We start from the raw sequence: 17810 nt of genomic DNA on the forward strand, positions 1-17810 counted from the left end.
CGTCAGGCACTTCCTCTATGCTTGAAAAAAATAAGCTACTCTGACCGAGAGGTATCCCCCAACCTTTTACTGTCCAAGGCTTAAGTTCATTTTTTTTAACGTGTTACATACTGCTACATAGGGCCTGCTTAGAAAGCAATAAATCACCTCAAAAGTCAGAAATGATCGGATTTTTTTTCATTTTGAAGGCCAGTAAGTGCAGTATTATGAGAAGGAACACCAAAAGGCGTGCACCGGGGAGCGAATACACCAGTCCCAGCCAGCTTTCCTTTACAGGTTTTGAGACTCCGTTTTACAACCACCAGCTTGACCCTTCCAACCGCTGGGTTGTGCTGAGCTCCCAGATTCCCTGGGGCGATCTGGTGGGGCTCTTCTACAGACACAATCCCCCAAAGCGATCGGCAGACCGGCAGACCGACACTGAATCTGAGTGTGCTTTTCGGGGCAATGATCAATACACACCTGCTTTGTCTGGACTACAGAAAGCCAATTACATTGATTAATGAATATGGGTAACTCCTTAATTTTCAAAGATAATACCATTCTTGCGGTTCTATTATTCTGCATGCAGTACAGCAGGCGACAGAACCTGCTAATTTTAGGGATCTATTGGGCAGTTTGTAGTTGGTCAAAATATCTCTATATTGCTTTTAGGCACATCTATTTCTCAAAAAAAAGCATAAAAGCGTGTTCAAAGTAGCACTAAACCGAAAATTTCCAGCGAACAGAGAATCCATGTTGAACATGTAATCGTCAGCAGGCTGGCGCTGCCCCATATTCCTACAAAGCGTTTTTTATAACTTACCTAATTCAAAAACAACTTATGAAACTTTATCCATTGATAGCTCTGTTGAGCGGAATGCTTTTGATGTCAATCCATCTTTTTGCCCAGCAAAAGCCTATCAAAAAACCAAACGTCATCCTGATAATCACAGACGACCAAGGCATGGGAGACTTAGGCGCGATGGGAAATCCCATCATAAAAACGCCAAATCTGGATGCATTTTATGGTGATGCGGTAAGGTTCACTAACTATCATGTTTCTACGACCTGTGCCCCGACAAGGGGCGCACTGATGACTGGCAGGCATACCAATCGGCTGAATGTGTTCCATACCATTACCGGGCGATCGCTGCTTTTCGAAGATGAAGTTATATTGCCGCAGATTTTTGGCCAAAATGGCTACACCAACGGGATGTTTGGCAAATGGCATTTGGGAGACAACTTACCGCTTCGCCCGGAAGACAGGGGATTTCACGAAGTCGTTCGGCATGGGGGAGGAGGTATTGGCCAAGGTCCGGACTATTGGGACAATGACTACTTCGATGATACCTACTGGCACAATGGCGAGCTTGAAAAGTACGAAGGCTATTGTACGGATGTGTTCTTTTCGGAAGCGATGGCGTTTATAGAAGAAAATAAGGATACACCGTTTTTCGCCTACATTTCCACCAATGCACCCCATGGACCGCTAAACGTACCTAAGGAATATATTGATCTATACAAAGATTACTGCGAAGAAGAGCTTCCTGAGCGATTCAAAAGATTCTATGGGATGATTACCAACATTGATGACAACTTTAAGCGGCTGGAGCAAAAGCTGCAGGAGTTGGAGCTGACAGACAATACCATCCTGATTTTTACTACGGACAATGGTACTGCGGGTGGAAACAGAATATTCGATGCTGGTATGAGGGGTGCCAAGGCATCGGTATACGAAGGTGGCCACCGGGTACCCCTGTTTATCCGTTGGCCAGACGGACAGCTGACAGGCGGTAAAGACATTGACAACTTGGTGGCACACTACGATTTGCTTCCCACCTTTGTGGATCTTCTTGGGCTGGATTTCAATCCGGTGAAGCCGCTTGATGGCATCAGCCTTAAACCTTTACTGACGGAAACCGCCAAGTCTTGGCCCAACAGGGTCATGTACGTGGATACCCAGCGGCTGCAAAATCTAGTCAAGTACAAAGATTACTCCGTGATGGATGATCGCTGGAGATTGGTAAATGGCAAAGAACTCTATGACATGACGAATGATAAAATCCAGTCCAACAATGTTATTGACCAGCATCCGTTGGTGGTGGAAAAACTATTGTTAGGGTACGAAAAATGGTGGCAGTCTATCATGGATGAGGGGCCGAATGAACGCTATGCTTATATAAAAGTAGGTGCTGGAAAAGAGAGTCCCAGCCGTATCAACGCCCACGATATGTTGACGGGAAAGCATGGTTCATCATGGCATCAGAATGGAGCGACTTCGGCGGCACAGGCTACCGGGCGATGGAAGATCGAATTTGTGGAAGATGGCGAGTATGCGATTTCGATACGCAGATTTCCCAGGGAGAGTGGCTTGGCAATCAACGCGACCTTTCCCACACAGGACAAGCCGGTGGAACTTGAAAGGGCAAAGATAGGCAGTGATAAAGCAGATTTTGAACAAGCATATATTTATGTAGCTAATTTGGAAGGAACCAAAAATATTGAAGCGGATCAGGAAGAAGTCACTTTTACGGGGCATGTTTCCGCAGGCAAGTACGATATCGAAGCACAACTCATTGACGCTGCAAAAAGAGTTTACCCTGCGTACTATGTGTATATCGAGAAATTGCCTCGATAATTTTAATCCAGGGGTCTTTTATGAAAAATAGGAAGATAAAGCACCATTTGATCCTGCTATTGCTCCTAGGAGCGATGGGTTTTTTGACAAATTGTAAAGAATACGATCAGGAGGTCAAGAAACCAAATATCGTTTTTGTCTTAGCAGACGATATGAGATGGGACTACTTAGGGGCGATAGGAGCCAACGCTGTTGTTCAAACTCCTAATCTGGATAAGCTCGCCGCTGAGGGAACCCTTTTCAGTAATGCATTTGTCACGTCCGCCATTTGTACCCCAAGCAGAACGTCCATTTTAACAGGGATGTACGAACGAAAGCATGGCGTCACCTTTGGCTCCAATTCCGTCATGACGGAAGAAGCTTTTGCCCAAACCTACCCCATGCTCCTTCGTGAAAATGGTTACTACACGGGTTGGGTGGGCAAGAATCACACGCCTGTCGGGAAAAGCGAAAAGGGACTCGGGTATAAAAGTGGCGTGATGGAGGAATCGTTTGACTACTGGAGGGCGGGTCACGGGCATCTTTCCTTTTACCCCAAGAATGTGCATGAGATTTTCCAAGATGCCAATGCAGACAATCAGATAGATATCATTCAAGAGGCGGTAGATGAATTTTTAAGTATTGATGAGGCGTTGGTGACCTCCCAAAGCTTCCTACGTACCCGTCCCACAGACCAGCCATTTTGCCTGATGATCAACTTTAACGTTCCCCATAGCAACGGGACTAACTCGATGAAACAGTTGCCGGATGACCCTGAGCTGTATCGATCAGCCTACCGGGATCAGATCGATCAGATTCCCTTGCCTGCTGATTACATTGCCTATGATTCCATCCAAACGCCCAAGCTGCCGGTGGATGTGTATAACGGGCAATACCTGCCAAGTTATAACTGGACGAAAACGGCAAAATCACTCAAGGAGAATCAGATTAGAACGATCCAAACCGTGACAGGCATAGATCAGGTCGTGGGGAAAATCGTGGAGGAACTTTCAAGACAGGGAATCCTTGACAATACCATCATCGTTTTTACGTCGGATCATGGTCTCTTTCATGGGGAATTTGGGCTAGCCGGCAAGACCTTCCTCTACGACATAGATTTGATAATTCCCATGATTATATATGCTCCTGGGTTGTCTAATGGTAGAGTTGCGGACGAAATAGCGCTCAACATCGATATAGCCCCTACACTTCTTGATTTTGCCGGCATAGGAATACCTGCTGCCATGCAAGGAAAAAGTCTAAAACCTATCCTTGAGAATTCCCAGAAAGATTGGAGAGCGGATTTTTTCAGCGAGAACCTGTTTATGGAACAAAACTACCCAAGAATGGAGGCCGTTCGCTCCAAGGATTGGAAGTATATTCGGTATTATAGCAAGGAAAAGGATCAGCGGCATGTTCTATCCTTAATTGCACCTTTTATGGGCGAGGAGCCGATTTATGAAGAGCTGTTTAATTTAAAAGATGATCCCCATGAAAGGCATAATCTGGCGGATGAAAAAGATAAGCAAGAGGTATTGGCAATGCTTAGAAGTAGATGCAACGCGTTGATGATCGAGGCAAAAGGGGATAGCCAATTACCCAAAACCTATATTTCGGATTTCGAGGACAAGGGCTTTAAAGATAGTGTGGAATTGATTTATGCTAGATTGGATTTTGATTGAGGTAAGGCTAGCGGATAAAGTAGAAATGGTGTGTATATGAATGAGCATGAATTGCTAGAGGTAGAGGTCATAGAGGCTTAATTCGATTAGGAAGAAGCGACTACAAAGACCTGAAAGACAAAAAATTTTGGCAAATTAGTTTTTTTGTACGTAAGTAAAATTTATCTTTGTCGTATAACTAAAAATAGAACTACTATGGACGCCAAAATCACACTTTCCTTCGATAGGCAGGTTATTGAAAAGGCCAAAGCGTTCGCGGCTTCCCAGCAGATAAGTTTATCCAGACTTACAGAATTTTTGTATGCTCAGATCACGTCTGGGGACTATAAGTCCTTGGACGAGTTGCCAATTTCTGATTGGGTGCATATGGTGGCGGAGGGCCCTGCCGAATATAAAAAGCCATCTTCCCGAAAGTCATTGAAAGATGACTATTTTGAATCCAAGAAATGAAGCTGTTTCTGGATGCAAATATCTTGATTTCCGTGCTCAATCAGGAATATCCAGTTTTCAACTATACTTCTAGGATCTTGAGTCTGGCTGATCGAACTCCCTATCAGTTGTTTACGTCCCCTATATGTTTGGCGATCTCTTTTTATTTCTCTGAAAAGAAAAGTGGATCAAAGGTGGCGAAAAGTAAAATCCAAGTTTTGACTTCAAAAATAGGAAGCACCTGTGTGGATCATGAAGTGGTCACAAAAGCAATCAATAACAAGCGCGTAATTGATTTTGAGGATGGCCTGGAGTATTATTCAGCGATTAAGGAAGGTTGTCAACTGATTATAACAGAGAACGTATCGGATTTTTTCTACGCTGAGATTCCCGTAATGGACAGTCGACAGTTTATACGGGAGTTTTTTTGATTTGCTTCTTCTGATGTAAGTACCGGCCAAGGCGATACGTCCGAAAGGGTGATTTCTGACGGTATTTCCAAATCAACCATTGAGTCAAGGATGTATCAAGAACCTGCCGCGCATTGGTCAGCACTAAATAGCTTTGACGGACAGCATGCATCTGGGATGGTATACCATTGCAGTGAATAAATGCATCCTCCTTTGGAGGTGATTGGTAGTGAACCGCCTAGTTGTTTTCAGGAATACCCAATCCGCTGGAAGATAGGTTATTAGATCTTAGGGTCTCCTGTGTATTGTTTCCGAATTTTTTTAGATTTTTTTTAACGGTAATTATGCGTTAACTTGAAGTTCCCACCCAAAATATACACTAGGAATATGATCGAACTAGAATCCAAGAGCAGGCCTATTTGGTGCGTTATCCAAATCAGCTCCTTTTTGTATTCCTTACTCTTGGTACCGGTTTACGCGCATAATACCCCTGACAGACCCAACATCATTTTAATTATGGCCGACGACCTGGGCTGGGGGGATGTGGGGTTTAACGGGAATCTGTACATCAAGACTCCTGCATTGGATGAAATGGCTAAGCAGGGCATACAGATGAACCGATTCTATTCGGCTTCTGCAGTTTGTTCGCCCACGCGGGGAAGTGCACTGACAGGAAGACATCCGGAACGGTATGGAATCACCCATGCCAATGTGGGCCACTTGAAAAGGCAAGAGATTACGCTCGCCGAAGTATTGAAGGGCCAAGGCTATCGTACCGGGCATTTTGGCAAGTGGCATTTAGGAACCCTGACCGTAAAAGAACAAGATGCCAACAGAGGTGGACCCGCAGGGGCAAAGGATTATTCCCCACCATGGGAAAACGGATTTGATGTCTGCTTTTCCACGGAGTCCAAAGTGCCCACCTGGGATCCTATGGTAACCCCGGATGCAAGTGCTGGAGATATCGGTAAGCGGACACCGGGAGAACATTTCGGTACCTACTACTGGGTCGGTGAAGACCAAAAGGTCTCCGATAACCTGGAAGGAGACGATTCCCGGGTGATTATGGACAGGGTTATACCCTTTATCAAAGACGCGGCAGAAGAGAAAACTCCCTTTTTCACGGTGGTCTGGTTTCATACTCCCCATCTCCCCGTGCTGGCTGGACCGGAGTACCGAGCACTTTATCCGGAACTGTCCGAAGATAAGCAACATTATTTTGGGAGTATCACCGCTATGGACGAACAGATAGGAAGATTGAGGGAAACCCTCCGGGAATTGGGTGTGGCGGACGATACGATGATCTGGTTTTGCAGTGACAATGGTCCGGAAGGGAAGGAACAGGTCAATCGGACCCAGGGTTCCGCTGGGCCGTTTAGAGGGCGGAAGCGCAGTCTTTATGAAGGTGGTGTACGGGTTCCCGCCGTATTGGAATGGCCGGCAAAAATCTCAAAAGGAAGGAAAACCAACCTGCCCGTGTCAACGAACGATTACTTTCCTACCATTTTGGGGATTTTGGGCTTTGAGAATGAAGACCAAGCCCATCCACTGGACGGAGTGAATGTCTTTCCCTACCTAGCGGATCAGGTAGAGAAAAGACCCAATCCGATTTTTTTTAAGTTTCAAAAACAGGAAGCCATCATGGACAATCAGTTCAAGTTGTATTCTTCCGATGAAGGCAATACCTATGAACTCTATGACTTGATCAAGGATCCCGGAGAAAGGGAGGATGTTTCAACCTCATATCCGGATAAGGTCAGTAATCTTTCTGCTCAGTTAAAAGCATGGTTGCTTTCCTGCCAGGAAAGCAATAGCGGTCATGATTACGTTAAATAGATGAGATACGATGATTTTGAGCCCATGAAGAATTTCCCAGGAAGGTATCCGCTTGGCCGGCTTCATGCAGGCAGCGGATTAAAAGAAGGGCCGATCCCTTCCCCCCGATGGCTAAAAGTGAGTCTGATACTACCTGGAAGCCTTGCGGCACAAAGTATGAGGAGGGATCACTGGTCGAGCGTGCTGGGGGATGAGGCCTTGGCTCTTTATCCAATAACCGCCTATTCGGCTTACATGAATTAGAACCTAGTGTGTAAATTAAAGATCTAATGAAAAAGCTAACGACTTTGTTTTTTATACTATTCCTTGTCGAATATGGTGCATTTTGTTCGGAGGACGATCGGCCTAATATTGTATTTATATTTGCTGACGACTGGGGTTGGGGCGATCTTTCATGTCATGGACATCCCTATATTAAGACCCCAAACATTGACCGACTTGCGGTTGAAGGAACCGATTTTACCCGCTTCACCGTAGCATCCGGTGTCTGTTCACCCAGTCGGGCTGCGGTTGTGACTGGCCAGTTTCCGGCCCGACAAAGCATTATTCAGCACTTTGATGTAGTTCCCAACAATGTCCGTCGCGGAATGCCAGATTGGCTTTCACCCGAAGCACCATCGCTACCCCGTTTTTTACAGGAAGCTGGTTACCGCACCGCCCTCTTTGGGAAGTGGCATTTGTCCAATAGCCCCGTTACGGATTCACCAAGACCCGATGCTTATGGTTACGACGATTATGCCGCATTTAACTGCTCCGGAGAAGAGATGCCCTGGTTCGAAGATACGAATTTGGCAAGCGCATTTATAGAAGAAAGCGTTCATCGTGATCAGCCCTTCTTCATCAACCTTTGGATACACGAGCCCCACACTCCCCATCATTCACTGCCAAAATACGAACGAATGTTTGACCACCTGGAACATCGGGAGGATCAAATATACGCAGCAGTGCTAGCCCATGCGGACGAGCGAATCGGTCAACTGCTCGCTACCTTAGACCGTTTGGGAATTACAGACCAAACCCTGGTTATTTTTAGCTCCGATAACGGTCCGGAGCGTGCCAGACCCGGCACGGAACTTTTATTGATGGATGATCACGCCACGGGATCTGGGTGGAACACAGCCGCGTCCAAGGGTACTACCGGTGGTCGACGAGGTTTTAAAGCGGCAGTTTTCGAAGGAGGTATAGGTGTGCCTTTTATCGCCCGTTGGCCAGGGCAGATCAAGGCGGGCATGATTGATGACGAATCTCTTATCTCGGCGGTGGACCTTTTACCTACCTTTTGTGAACTGGCTGCGGCTAAGTTGCCTGATGATTATGTGTCTGACGGAATAAGCTTTACCAGCGTGTTGAAGGGCGAACCTATGCCGCAACGAAAAAAGCCTCTTTTCTGGAAGATCCATCCCGGATCTCGTCATGGTTCTGATCACTGGGCTGCCTTTGCCGTTGTACATGATCAATGGAAACTCGTCACGAATAGTGACCATTCCCGAGTCGCGCTATTTAATATATCCAAAGACGTTGGTGAGTCTAAGGACCTGCATGCTGAGAAGCCAGAAACAGTGACTGATCTTCTTGCCATGTTGAAAGCCTGGAAAGCTACGCTACCAGACGGGCCCTTTGGTGATGTTTTTTCAACGCTTAGAAAACCAGTAAATTAAACCCTGAGTAGATAGGGAGATAACCTTTTTAAGGTATATTCTTTCCGATTCGTAAAGGCTTGGTTTATAATCAAGGAATAGGGTGAAATTGAATTTTATAAAATCGTATTCAAGATTTATTTTTAGATTTATGGCAATACAGTAGAGGCCTGAAAGAAACCCATAAGGTAAAAGTTACCTTTAAAGGCAGATCATCATACACCTTATGAAAGTACATAAAAGTTTAGAATCAAGCAGTTACTATTCCAGTTGGATCTTTATGGTTTTCTGTTTATTAGCAACCCTCTCGGAATCGATGGGTCAAAGCTACCCGACCTATCAAACCGCAAGGGATGGAAAGCTATTCAAGATTTTTCAATTCCCAACCGATCAAATACCAAGAATCGATGGGGATTTCAGTGACTGGGAGATCGTTCCGAAGGATTATACCTATGGTACCGATGAATTGAATGATACTGAAGATGGCATGGGAACCGACATTTCTCCCGAAGATCTTGACGTAAAAGTGACCATCGGTTGGGTAAAGGAGATGAATCGTCTTTACTTTAAGTATGAGGCCTATGATGATTTTTGGGATTTTGAGCGGTTCAATCCGGAGGGTTATTTAAACGATATATTTGAGATCGTGGTCGATGGGGACCTTTCGGGTGGGCCATTTATCTACAATCCCCTGTATGATCGAAACGACCTGAAATGGGAGCCCCAATCCGACGCCTACATCGAAAATCATCTAAATTTCAGCGGCGTTCACGCCCAAAACTACCATATTTTCACCCCACCCGTAAACAATGCGTGGGTGCTGGTGTGGGGCAGCCAACCCTGGATTTCCGAGTTCCCTAAGGCAAACTACGCCTACGACTTTGATTTTAAACACGGCGAAAGTGGCACGCTGCGACTGGAAGGGTGGATCACTCCCTATGATTATGCACCTCACGACGGACCTGAAGGTGCGATCGAATCCAAGTTATGGGAAAACAAGGTGATCGGCCTTTCCTGGTCGATCTTGGACTTTGATGGGGGGAAAAGGGAAGGCCATGTTAATCTCTCTCATGATGTCCGGATGGTCAGCAATGCCTCTTATCTGTGTGCCTTTAAGTTGATGCCCTTGGAGGAGCAGTTTCTGCCACCAATTAAAGCGGATTGGACTTTTGAAGTGATAGACAAGGATAGGGGAATAGTGGCGTTTAAGGACCAATCGGTTGGATTAATCGAGAAATGGACCTGGGATTTTGGGGATGGAGAAAGCTCCAACGAACAAAACCCGATACATAAGTTTGAAAAAAAGGGAGTCAGAAAGGTCATCACCATGGAAGTCGAAGGCAAGCAGGGCAGTTCCAAACGAACCCGGTATTGGGAAGTAATGATACCGTAAGTACAGGGAATTTTCCGAATTTGTAAAAATCCAGTATTAGCGTGGGTAAATGGGATACGAAAGCAGGTATGACCATTCAATTATTAGGTAAATTGATTACCTTAACAGGCAGCGTACGGGAAATCAACATAATAAAATAGGTGCCCTCCGTGCGCAGGATGTCTTTATATTGGTAGTAAATGGACCGCAGCGATATACCGGAATCGAAGTAAGCTAAATAATAGCAGCGCCATTCGCTCCTCGGTAGCCATTCTCCAAAAAGGCGTGGCACCACAACCTCGAAATTTACCCAAACGACCGAAAAAATATATGCCCAGATTAGCCGTGTTTCCAATAGCCTGTATGCGCACAATACGCAAATCTTTATCAGATCGTTTTTTGCGCCTAACCTATCTATTAGGCGCGTTTATTTTTTTCAGCTTTCCGGCCAGTGTGTTGGCTCAAAAAAATCAACCTGCATCCAACGGAAAGGTTGTTTCCACCCAGCAAAAGCCCATCCGGGTGCTGGTTTGGGATGAGCAGCAGCCTGAGCAGAAAATGGTGTATCCGGACTTCCTCGGCAACCATCTGGTCCAACACCTGCAAAAAAACCCTGCCCTTCGAGTAAGCTCAGCCAAAATCAATCAGCCGGAACAGGGCCTGTCCAAGGAAGTGCTCGACGAGACAGATGTCCTAATCTGGTGGGGTCATGTGCGGCACCAGGAGATACCCGTAGAAACGGCCAAAGCGATCGTGGACCGGGTAAAAGAGGGCAGGCTTTCGCTGATCGCATTGCACTCGGCGCATTGGTCTCTACCGTTCCATATGGCCATGGAGGAGCGCGCGATTCAGGATGTGGTCAACATGCTGCCTATCCGGGAACGGGATCTGGTAGTTCCGGAATTTATCCAATGGCGCAGCAATGTGATGCCAAGCCGCCGAGAAAGTCCCCGATTTGATACCCGCATTGAAAAGTTGCCAAACGGCCATTGGCATGTATTGCTGGAACGGCCTACCAGCGTTTTTCCGGCCTGCTGCACCCCAATGCAGCCGAGCACAGTGAATGTGCTGCTCCCCGAACATCCCATCGCGCAGGGCCTGCCGTCCAGGTTTACCATTCCTGAAACAGAGATGTACGATGAACCCTTCCACGTTCCGGAGCCCGACGAGGTGATTTTGCGCGAAACTTGGGCTGGCGGGGAGCACTTCCGAAGTGGCATGACCTGGAGGCTGGGTCGTGGGCAGGTTTTTTATTTCCGCCCCGGCCACGAAACGTACCGCATATTTACCGAACCCGAGCCGCTAAAGATCCTGGAAAACGCCAGCCTCTACCTGGGCGGTCAAATACAGGCTGAGGCTGAGATCAAGACCATTCAAGGCCTTCCTAAAAAAATGCTGGTGTTCTCCAAAACGTCTTGGTACCGGCACCCGGCCATTCCCATGACCAACGATCACCTGGTACACTTAGGTGGTGTGTATGGCTTTGAGGTGGACGTCACCGAAGATGCAGAGGACTTCACCGATGCAAAGCTCGCAGCGTACGATGTGGTACTGTTTATTAGCACAACCGATATTGGCAAGTCCCTGAGTGCTGCGCAGCAGGAGGCATTTATCCAGTGGTATAGGTCGGGCAAGGGTTTCGTTGCCATGCATGCAGCCGGTGTCCATCACGACACCTGGGATTGGTATAGCGAGCTTTTCGGAACCGATTTTGACAGCGATTCGGAGTATGTTCCCGCCCGCGTGGCGGTAGATCCGGGTGCCAAAAACCATTGGCTGAATCAAGGACTACCTGAAACTTTCACCTTTGATGGAGATTGGCTGAACTTCAAGCGCAGTGTGCGCGACCTTCCCGGAGTGACGATCTTGTTGACCCTAGATGAAACCACCTACGATCCTGTCCGGCCTCAGTTCAAAAAAAGTGGGGGAAAACCGATGGGTGAGGACCATCCGATGGCGTGGATTCGGGAGTTTGAAGGCGGTCGCTTTGCCTACACCATGATCGGGCATGATTTGCGGCCACTGGTGACCCCATTTGGGGAAGAGCATCTGATGCGGATGATCCGGTGGGCAGCCGGAGCGCAGGAGTAGATTTAGCTCCTTTTCGCCGAATTGGTCTACGGCTTTGTTTGGGCCTGTAACATCTTAGTATTAATGAATGGCGATGAGTATCCGGTATCGAACGGATCTAGCATGATTTACTTCTTTTGCAGCGAATTTTGCTGGGGGGATAGGTTCTAAAAAAAGCTGCCCCAAAATTTTTGGGGCAGCTTTCAATGTAAGTCTGTCTACGTTAGTTGGCGGTATCCCACCAAAGTGGTGTTTTTAGTCTTATTTCGGGGCTGTTATCGCCCACATTGTCACCATTTCTTACCACCTCATTCCCTTCATAGATCATTCCCCGAATCCATTCTCCCGGTCCAAAGAGGGGGTTTATATTGGAGGGCTGTTGTAGAGAAGGCCCGTAAATTTCCTGTCGGTAGTCCATTCGGCGCATATCTACCCAGGTTTCCGGATTAAAGACCTGCGTAATGTACTTTTGCCGCATGATATGGCTAAGACCGGATGTCAGGTCATTAAAATGGTTAGTTACCCCATCGTTGACTACAGCCTGCCAGAAAGCCTCCATTTCGTCAGCGGGCACGCCCAATTTTCGCATGTTGGCGCGTACGCCTTCTTCATAGGCGTCCAATGCCCCGCTGTTGTCCCCTGATCTTAAGCGGGCCTCTGCTTCAATAAACTTCAGCTCCGAGTATGTCATAAAAGGAAAGGGAGAATCAGGTCGTGCATAGAAGCCTCCGGTCACCCGTCCGTAGTTGTCTCCATTTATAAACGGGCCGCTACCTACGCGTCCTCCCGGTACTCCCTCTCCGGGAATCAGTCCACGGAATTCGCCATCAGCAGGAGCAGGGTTCATGATGATACCGATTCGTGGGTCTACGTATGCCGAATTCGTTACAGGAAGCGTTTTGAGTAGGTCTACGAAGAACTGTGTGTAAGAAAAGAAGCGGGGATTGGTGGCGCTGGTAAAGCCGCCAAAGCCCACATCGCTCCAAGGATTGGCTTCAGTCGCTTGTCCTCCCTCAAGGTAGGGGAATTCGGCATCCATATTATCGGCGTTGAAGCCATTTTGGACAGCGGCCAAAATCGCCTGGGCATCGTAGTTGCTTTTCTTACTCAAGTGGTTCAGGTAGCGTGCCTTGAGTGAATAGGCAAATCTACGCCATTTATCCACATCTCCTTGGTACATGATATCTCCTCCCGCCTGATTTAGCCCAATGGCATTTTCGCTTTCATTAAAAAAAGCAATCGCTTCATCCAGTTTTTCAATGATCAGCTGATACACCAGCTCCTGATCATCAAAGGTGGGAGTCAAGTTCACCTGGCTTACGCCATCGTATGCAGATGACACCGGAATGCGTCCGTATTGGTCCGTGAGCATACCAAAGTTGAGTGCTTCCAAGGTACGACCTACACCGGCAAAGTGGGGAGAGCCTTCCTCCTGACCCTGTACAACCAAGTCAACGCAGTTGGGAATTGCCCAAGTATAGGCATTCTGCCAGAAGAAGTTGCTGGCATTAAAGTTCCAGGTTTCGGCACCGGATGCCTGAAGACCGGAAGCTGCATACTGTACTACCGCGGCTATTTCGCGGGCTCCCCGCCACTGGGATGCCCCATTGGACATGGTGATCGCACCCACAATGCGGTTTTCTACCGGAATGTAAGAGGGATTGTTTGGATCGGCATTTACATCCAGAAAATCCTCGCAGGAGCTAGCTGTAAAGGTCAGGGCGAGGCCCAGAAATAATTTGTTTATAGTTTTGATTTTCATGTGTTTATAATTTGTTCTTTAGCGGTCAGATGGAATCCCTGCCTGCGGCAGGCAGGTCGCACGAATTCCCCGATAGCTATCGGGGCATCTCAGTGTGTGTCGCTTGCGTCATGCTCGATTTCATCGTCTTCATCGGTTAATCATTTAAAAACTCAATCTAAGTCCCAAGTCGAAACCTCTTGTGGCAGGTACCCCCAGATTGTCCATGCCCATCGAGCCGGTTCCGGCTACACCGGCACCGCCAGAGCTTACTTCGGGATCCACACCCGAGTAGTTAGTTATCAGGATTAGGTTTCGCCCGGTAGCATAGAATTCGAGTCCTTTGATGTTTACCCGCTCCAGTAGGGTTTTGGGTAAGCGGTAAGAAAGGGTCACGTAGCGTAGTCTATACCAGCTTCCATCCTCTACAAAGGCAGGGCCGTTTCCACGGTAAACCAGTTGGTAGAAGTTCTGATCCAATACCACTTGCTGGGTGTTTGGCTCGCCTGTGGATTCGATGATGCCGTCAAAGACCGTCGTAGTTCCCCTATTCAGTGTCTGCGTGCTGAGCCCGCTACGTACCAGCGCATTTTCAGTGGCATTGTAGATATCCCCACCTATCCGAATGTCCCACAGAAACGACAGGGCGAGATTATTGTATCGTAAGGTATTGGTGATACCAATAAGTGCATCCGGATTTCGGTCGCCGATGATTTGCTTGATGGGGTCTATTTGAGGATATCCGTCGTTGTTTAGCAATAACACGCCGTTCTCATTGGTTTTCCACACATCCCCATTGATTCCAAAAAGGGAAGCACCCAAAAATCCGGCACCCTGTGCCACGAATCCGTCTACCGATGCGTCAGATTGCTCCACCCGATCAAGGGTTCCTGGAAGATCCACCACAGTAGAGGTGTTTCGGGAAAAGTTGATGTCCGTTTCCCATCGAAATTTATTGCGGACAACAGGAACTGCGTTGACCATCAGTTCTACACCTTCGTTATCAATACGTCCTCCATTAAGATAGGCAATAAATGAACTTGCCGAAGGGGGAACACGGGTGAAGAGGATCTGATCGTCAGAGCTCATTTTGTAGTACGTGAAGTCTAAGCCCAGCCGCCCACTAAAGAAACGAAGATCCAGCCCGGTTTCAAAGGCATTGGTGAACTCTGGCCGTAAATCCGGGCTTCCGAACGCGTAGGTATCCACGATGAAGCCACGTGGAGCAGCGGTAAACGAATTTGTGGTATTGAAGAAGCGATTCCCCAACACGTGTGGCGGGGCATCTTTACCCACCCTAGTCCATGAGGCCCTGACTTTGGCAAAGGAAAGAATCTTTTTTGGGCCCTCGTTGGTGACTCCTATCTCGTCTAGGAGGTCAGAAACGACGATGGAAGTACTCAAGGAGGGGTAGAAAAACGAACGGGCATTTGGAGGTAGGGTGGAAGACCAATCATTACGTCCCCGCACGTTGAGGAAAACGATCGACTTCCAATCTAGGTTCAGGTCACCAAATGCGCCAATGATACGGCGACGGGACCCTCCCTGAGATACTGTTCGGTCACTTTGCTCCACGTTGTTGATGCTGGGGAAATTTGGGGCAATGAAATTACGCCCATACCAGTCGGTTGTGACGCTTCGGGCAACCTCCACATTGTGGCCTAGCGTTAAGTTGGCGTTGAACTGTCCGGGAAAGGTGTGCTTAAGTGTGGCCAGTAGGGTGGACGTGGTGATTTGGTTGAACCGGTCGTTTTCGGTGATGGCGCCTCTTTCTTCTCCTCCGATCACAGTACCGGTGCCTCTTACACTGCGAAATTCCTCATTGAAGAAGTCGGTTCCGGCCCGGTAGGTAATATTTAGGAAATCTACCGGATCGTAAGAGAGGTTTGCGACTGCAATCATTCGATTCACATTGCTGGTGTTGGGATTATTGTAGATACTCCAGTATGGATTGTCTACAAAAGAGGCATCCTGCGCCACGCCCAAGATAGTACGCTGCGTACCATCTGGATTCAGGTAATTGCGCATGTCGTCGTTCAGCGGCCAGTTATAAATGCCACGCATGGTACCACCCCCGCCACCTCCGGTAGCGCCTATTATGTTCGTTTCTGCAACGCCGGAGCCTTGTAGGGCAAAGGAATTTTGGGTGTTGGTAAAGTTGGCAGAACCACCGACTTTGAGCTTTTCCGAAAGTTTGGTTTCCGCGGTCATCCGGAAAGAGGTACGATTGAAATCCGTATTTTCAATCACGCCATTTTGGTCAAAACGGCTAGCGGAGAGGTAAAAAGTGGAGCGATCGTTGCCCCCTGAGGCCGAAATGTCGTGCCGTTGCGTGGTAGCGGTCCGGAAGAAATCACCTAGGTTGTCATAAACGGTTTCATTGGAACCGAACTCAGGACCCCAAGAAATACGGGCATCCGGATTGAAAACGCCATTGACTCCTTGCTTAAATCGGGTCTGTAGTTCGGGCAGACGGTTGACTTCATCAAATGAAAAGGCATTGCTGTAGGTGATACGTGCCTGACCAGCAGTCCCTTTTTTGGTGGTGATAATGACGGCGCCTTCCGAAGCACGAAGGCCATACAAAACAGCGGCAGCCGGTCCTTTCAAAACAGTGATTGACTCAATGTCTTCGGGATTAATGTCAATACCCCGGTTAGCGTTTACGGTGTTTTGAGCACCAAGTCCAACACCTCTTCCAGTGGGGGCACTGTTGTCTATCGGAATACCATCCACGACGAATAGTGGCTGATTGTTACCGCTTAGCGATGTGCCGCCACGAATCAATATTACAGAAGAGGCTCCGGGAGCTCCTCCTGAGTTGTTGATCTGAACTCCTGCGATTTTTCCCTGTAACGCATTGACCAAGTTAGGCTGCTGGGCTTCTACGATAGCCTCAGCCTTGATTTCTTGCACGGCATAGCCTAGGGATTTTTTCTCCTGCTGCACACCGAAGGCTGTGACGACCACTTCACCTAGCTGAGCTAGGTCTTCTTCTAGCGTAACATTTAGGACAGATTGACTACCAGCAGGGAGTCGCTTTGATTGGTATCCTATAAAGGAGAAAATCAGGAGAGCATCAGCAGATGGCACATTGATCCGATACTCTCCATCGATGTTGGTGATGGTACCCGTGTTTGTGCCCTCCAACAAAACGCTTACCCCCGGTAGCGGTTCTCCACTGTCGGAGGTGACTTTACCACTTACTGAGCGGTTTTGAGCGAATGCATACTGAGTGATAAGGAAGGTCATCAAAAACAGACCCCCGATCAATCGGCGTAAGGGAGTGATCACTCCCGATCGGTTTAGTAGGATTTTGAACATAGTTTGCAATTAAAGTGATAATAAATATGAATAAACATTACTAAAATTTCACTCTTAAGATTACTTTTTGGGGTGAAATTTAGACCAAAATACGTTACAATCAAAATGATACCCAAAGGAAAGCATTGGCAAAAGAGAAGCATAGTGCCTTCTTTTTCAAATAGGGATCAATTTGCCTCTTCGGTCTAAATAATTTTTAAACGAATCAAAAATTTGAAAAAGACATTAAATAATTTATAAAATAAATATTTTTCCTTGTATAGATAAATTTTTATTTTACGAATGGCTTATTTTTAAAATTTTATTATTTTGCTTCTGCATCATGTACGGTGGTTAGCTTTAAGCGCTTTATCAGCGGTCTTCCAAGGTTTTTTCTTCACACTTCGCTACTCATTTCCTAGTCTTTTGGATGAATTTTATATAAGTAATTTTATAAAATATTTTACTAAACAAATCTAATTGATGTGAAATAATATCTATATAGTCTATTAATGATTAAAATAAATTTTTATTTTGTAAATCAATGGTTAATTTATAAATATATAAATTAAAAAATGTTTTTTTATTAGTTTTAAAATGTGCCTAAAATTACACAGTGGGTTGACCCTAATCAAAAGGAGCCGCTTTTTTTGGCCTACTTGGCTGTAAAAGCTCCATAGATTTTGTGAAATAGCGTAATAGGGATCTTAAAGGTCTATTTTGACAAACTA

12 protein-coding genes are annotated in these 17810 nt (G+C 46.8%); 10 read left to right on the forward strand and 2 right to left on the reverse strand.

What is annotated here, in order from left to right:
* Positions 1 to 206: 206 nt before the first annotated feature.
* From IAQ59_RS10545 to IAQ59_RS10590, 10 genes are all read left to right on the forward strand, one after another.
* Entirely contained in the window at positions 207 to 503 is a 297-nt protein-coding gene (locus tag IAQ59_RS10545) for a hypothetical protein (protein ID WP_209330766.1), read from the forward strand.
* A 320-nt stretch (positions 504 to 823) separates the two neighbouring features.
* Complete coding sequence (locus IAQ59_RS10550; protein ID WP_209330767.1) at positions 824 to 2620, forward strand: arylsulfatase; 1797 nt, start codon at positions 824 to 826, stop codon at positions 2618 to 2620.
* A 20-nt stretch (positions 2621 to 2640) separates the two neighbouring features.
* Positions 2641 to 4281: a sulfatase-like hydrolase/transferase gene (locus IAQ59_RS10555; RefSeq protein WP_209330768.1), complete on the forward strand. Its 1641-nt coding sequence runs from the start codon at positions 2641 to 2643 to the stop codon at positions 4279 to 4281.
* 195 nt (positions 4282 to 4476) lie between these two features.
* Positions 4477 to 4731, forward strand: a complete 255-nt coding sequence (locus IAQ59_RS10560; RefSeq protein WP_209330769.1) for a DUF6364 family protein — start codon at positions 4477 to 4479, stop codon at positions 4729 to 4731.
* A complete protein-coding gene (locus tag IAQ59_RS10565) occupies positions 4728 to 5141 on the forward strand; it encodes a type II toxin-antitoxin system VapC family toxin (protein WP_209330770.1) in 414 nt (137 codons plus the stop codon). The genes IAQ59_RS10560 and IAQ59_RS10565 overlap by 4 nt, the downstream gene beginning before the upstream one ends.
* A gap of 366 nt (positions 5142 to 5507) precedes the next feature.
* Positions 5508 to 6956, forward strand: a complete 1449-nt coding sequence (locus IAQ59_RS10570; RefSeq protein ID WP_245189541.1) for a sulfatase family protein — start codon at positions 5508 to 5510, stop codon at positions 6954 to 6956.
* The gene (locus IAQ59_RS10575) at positions 6957 to 7199 is read left to right on the forward strand and encodes a hypothetical protein (protein WP_209330771.1); all 243 of its coding nucleotides are present in this window, start codon (positions 6957 to 6959) and stop codon (positions 7197 to 7199) included. It begins immediately after the preceding gene.
* Positions 7200 to 7225: 26 nt separating this feature from the next.
* Positions 7226 to 8614, forward strand: a complete 1389-nt coding sequence (locus tag IAQ59_RS10580) for a sulfatase family protein (protein ID WP_209330772.1) — start codon at positions 7226 to 7228, stop codon at positions 8612 to 8614.
* Positions 8615 to 8909: 295 nt separating this feature from the next.
* Positions 8910 to 9986 carry a PKD domain-containing protein gene (locus IAQ59_RS10585; RefSeq protein ID WP_245189542.1) on the forward strand — a complete coding sequence of 359 codons (1077 nt, stop codon included), beginning with the start codon at positions 8910 to 8912 and terminating at the stop codon, positions 9984 to 9986.
* Positions 9987 to 10295: 309 nt separating this feature from the next.
* Positions 10296 to 12056 (forward strand): ThuA domain-containing protein, encoded by a 1761-nt coding sequence (locus IAQ59_RS10590; RefSeq protein WP_209330773.1) that lies wholly within the window; start codon positions 10296 to 10298, stop codon positions 12054 to 12056.
* A gap of 202 nt (positions 12057 to 12258) precedes the next feature.
* Here the strand turns inward: IAQ59_RS10590 and IAQ59_RS10595 are convergent, their stop codons facing one another.
* Together IAQ59_RS10595 and IAQ59_RS10600 are read right to left on the reverse strand one after the other, a co-directional pair.
* Entirely contained in the window at positions 12259 to 13797 is a 1539-nt protein-coding gene (locus IAQ59_RS10595) for a SusD/RagB family nutrient-binding outer membrane lipoprotein (protein WP_209330774.1), read from the reverse strand.
* A gap of 144 nt (positions 13798 to 13941) precedes the next feature.
* Positions 13942 to 17100 (reverse strand): SusC/RagA family TonB-linked outer membrane protein, encoded by a 3159-nt coding sequence (locus IAQ59_RS10600; RefSeq protein ID WP_209330775.1) that lies wholly within the window; start codon positions 17098 to 17100, stop codon positions 13942 to 13944.
* Positions 17101 to 17810 lie beyond the last annotated feature (710 nt).

Origin of the sequence: Lunatimonas salinarum (genome assembly GCF_017811155.1) — a bacterium.
GTDB lineage: Bacteria > Bacteroidota > Bacteroidia > Cytophagales > Cyclobacteriaceae > Lunatimonas > Lunatimonas salinarum.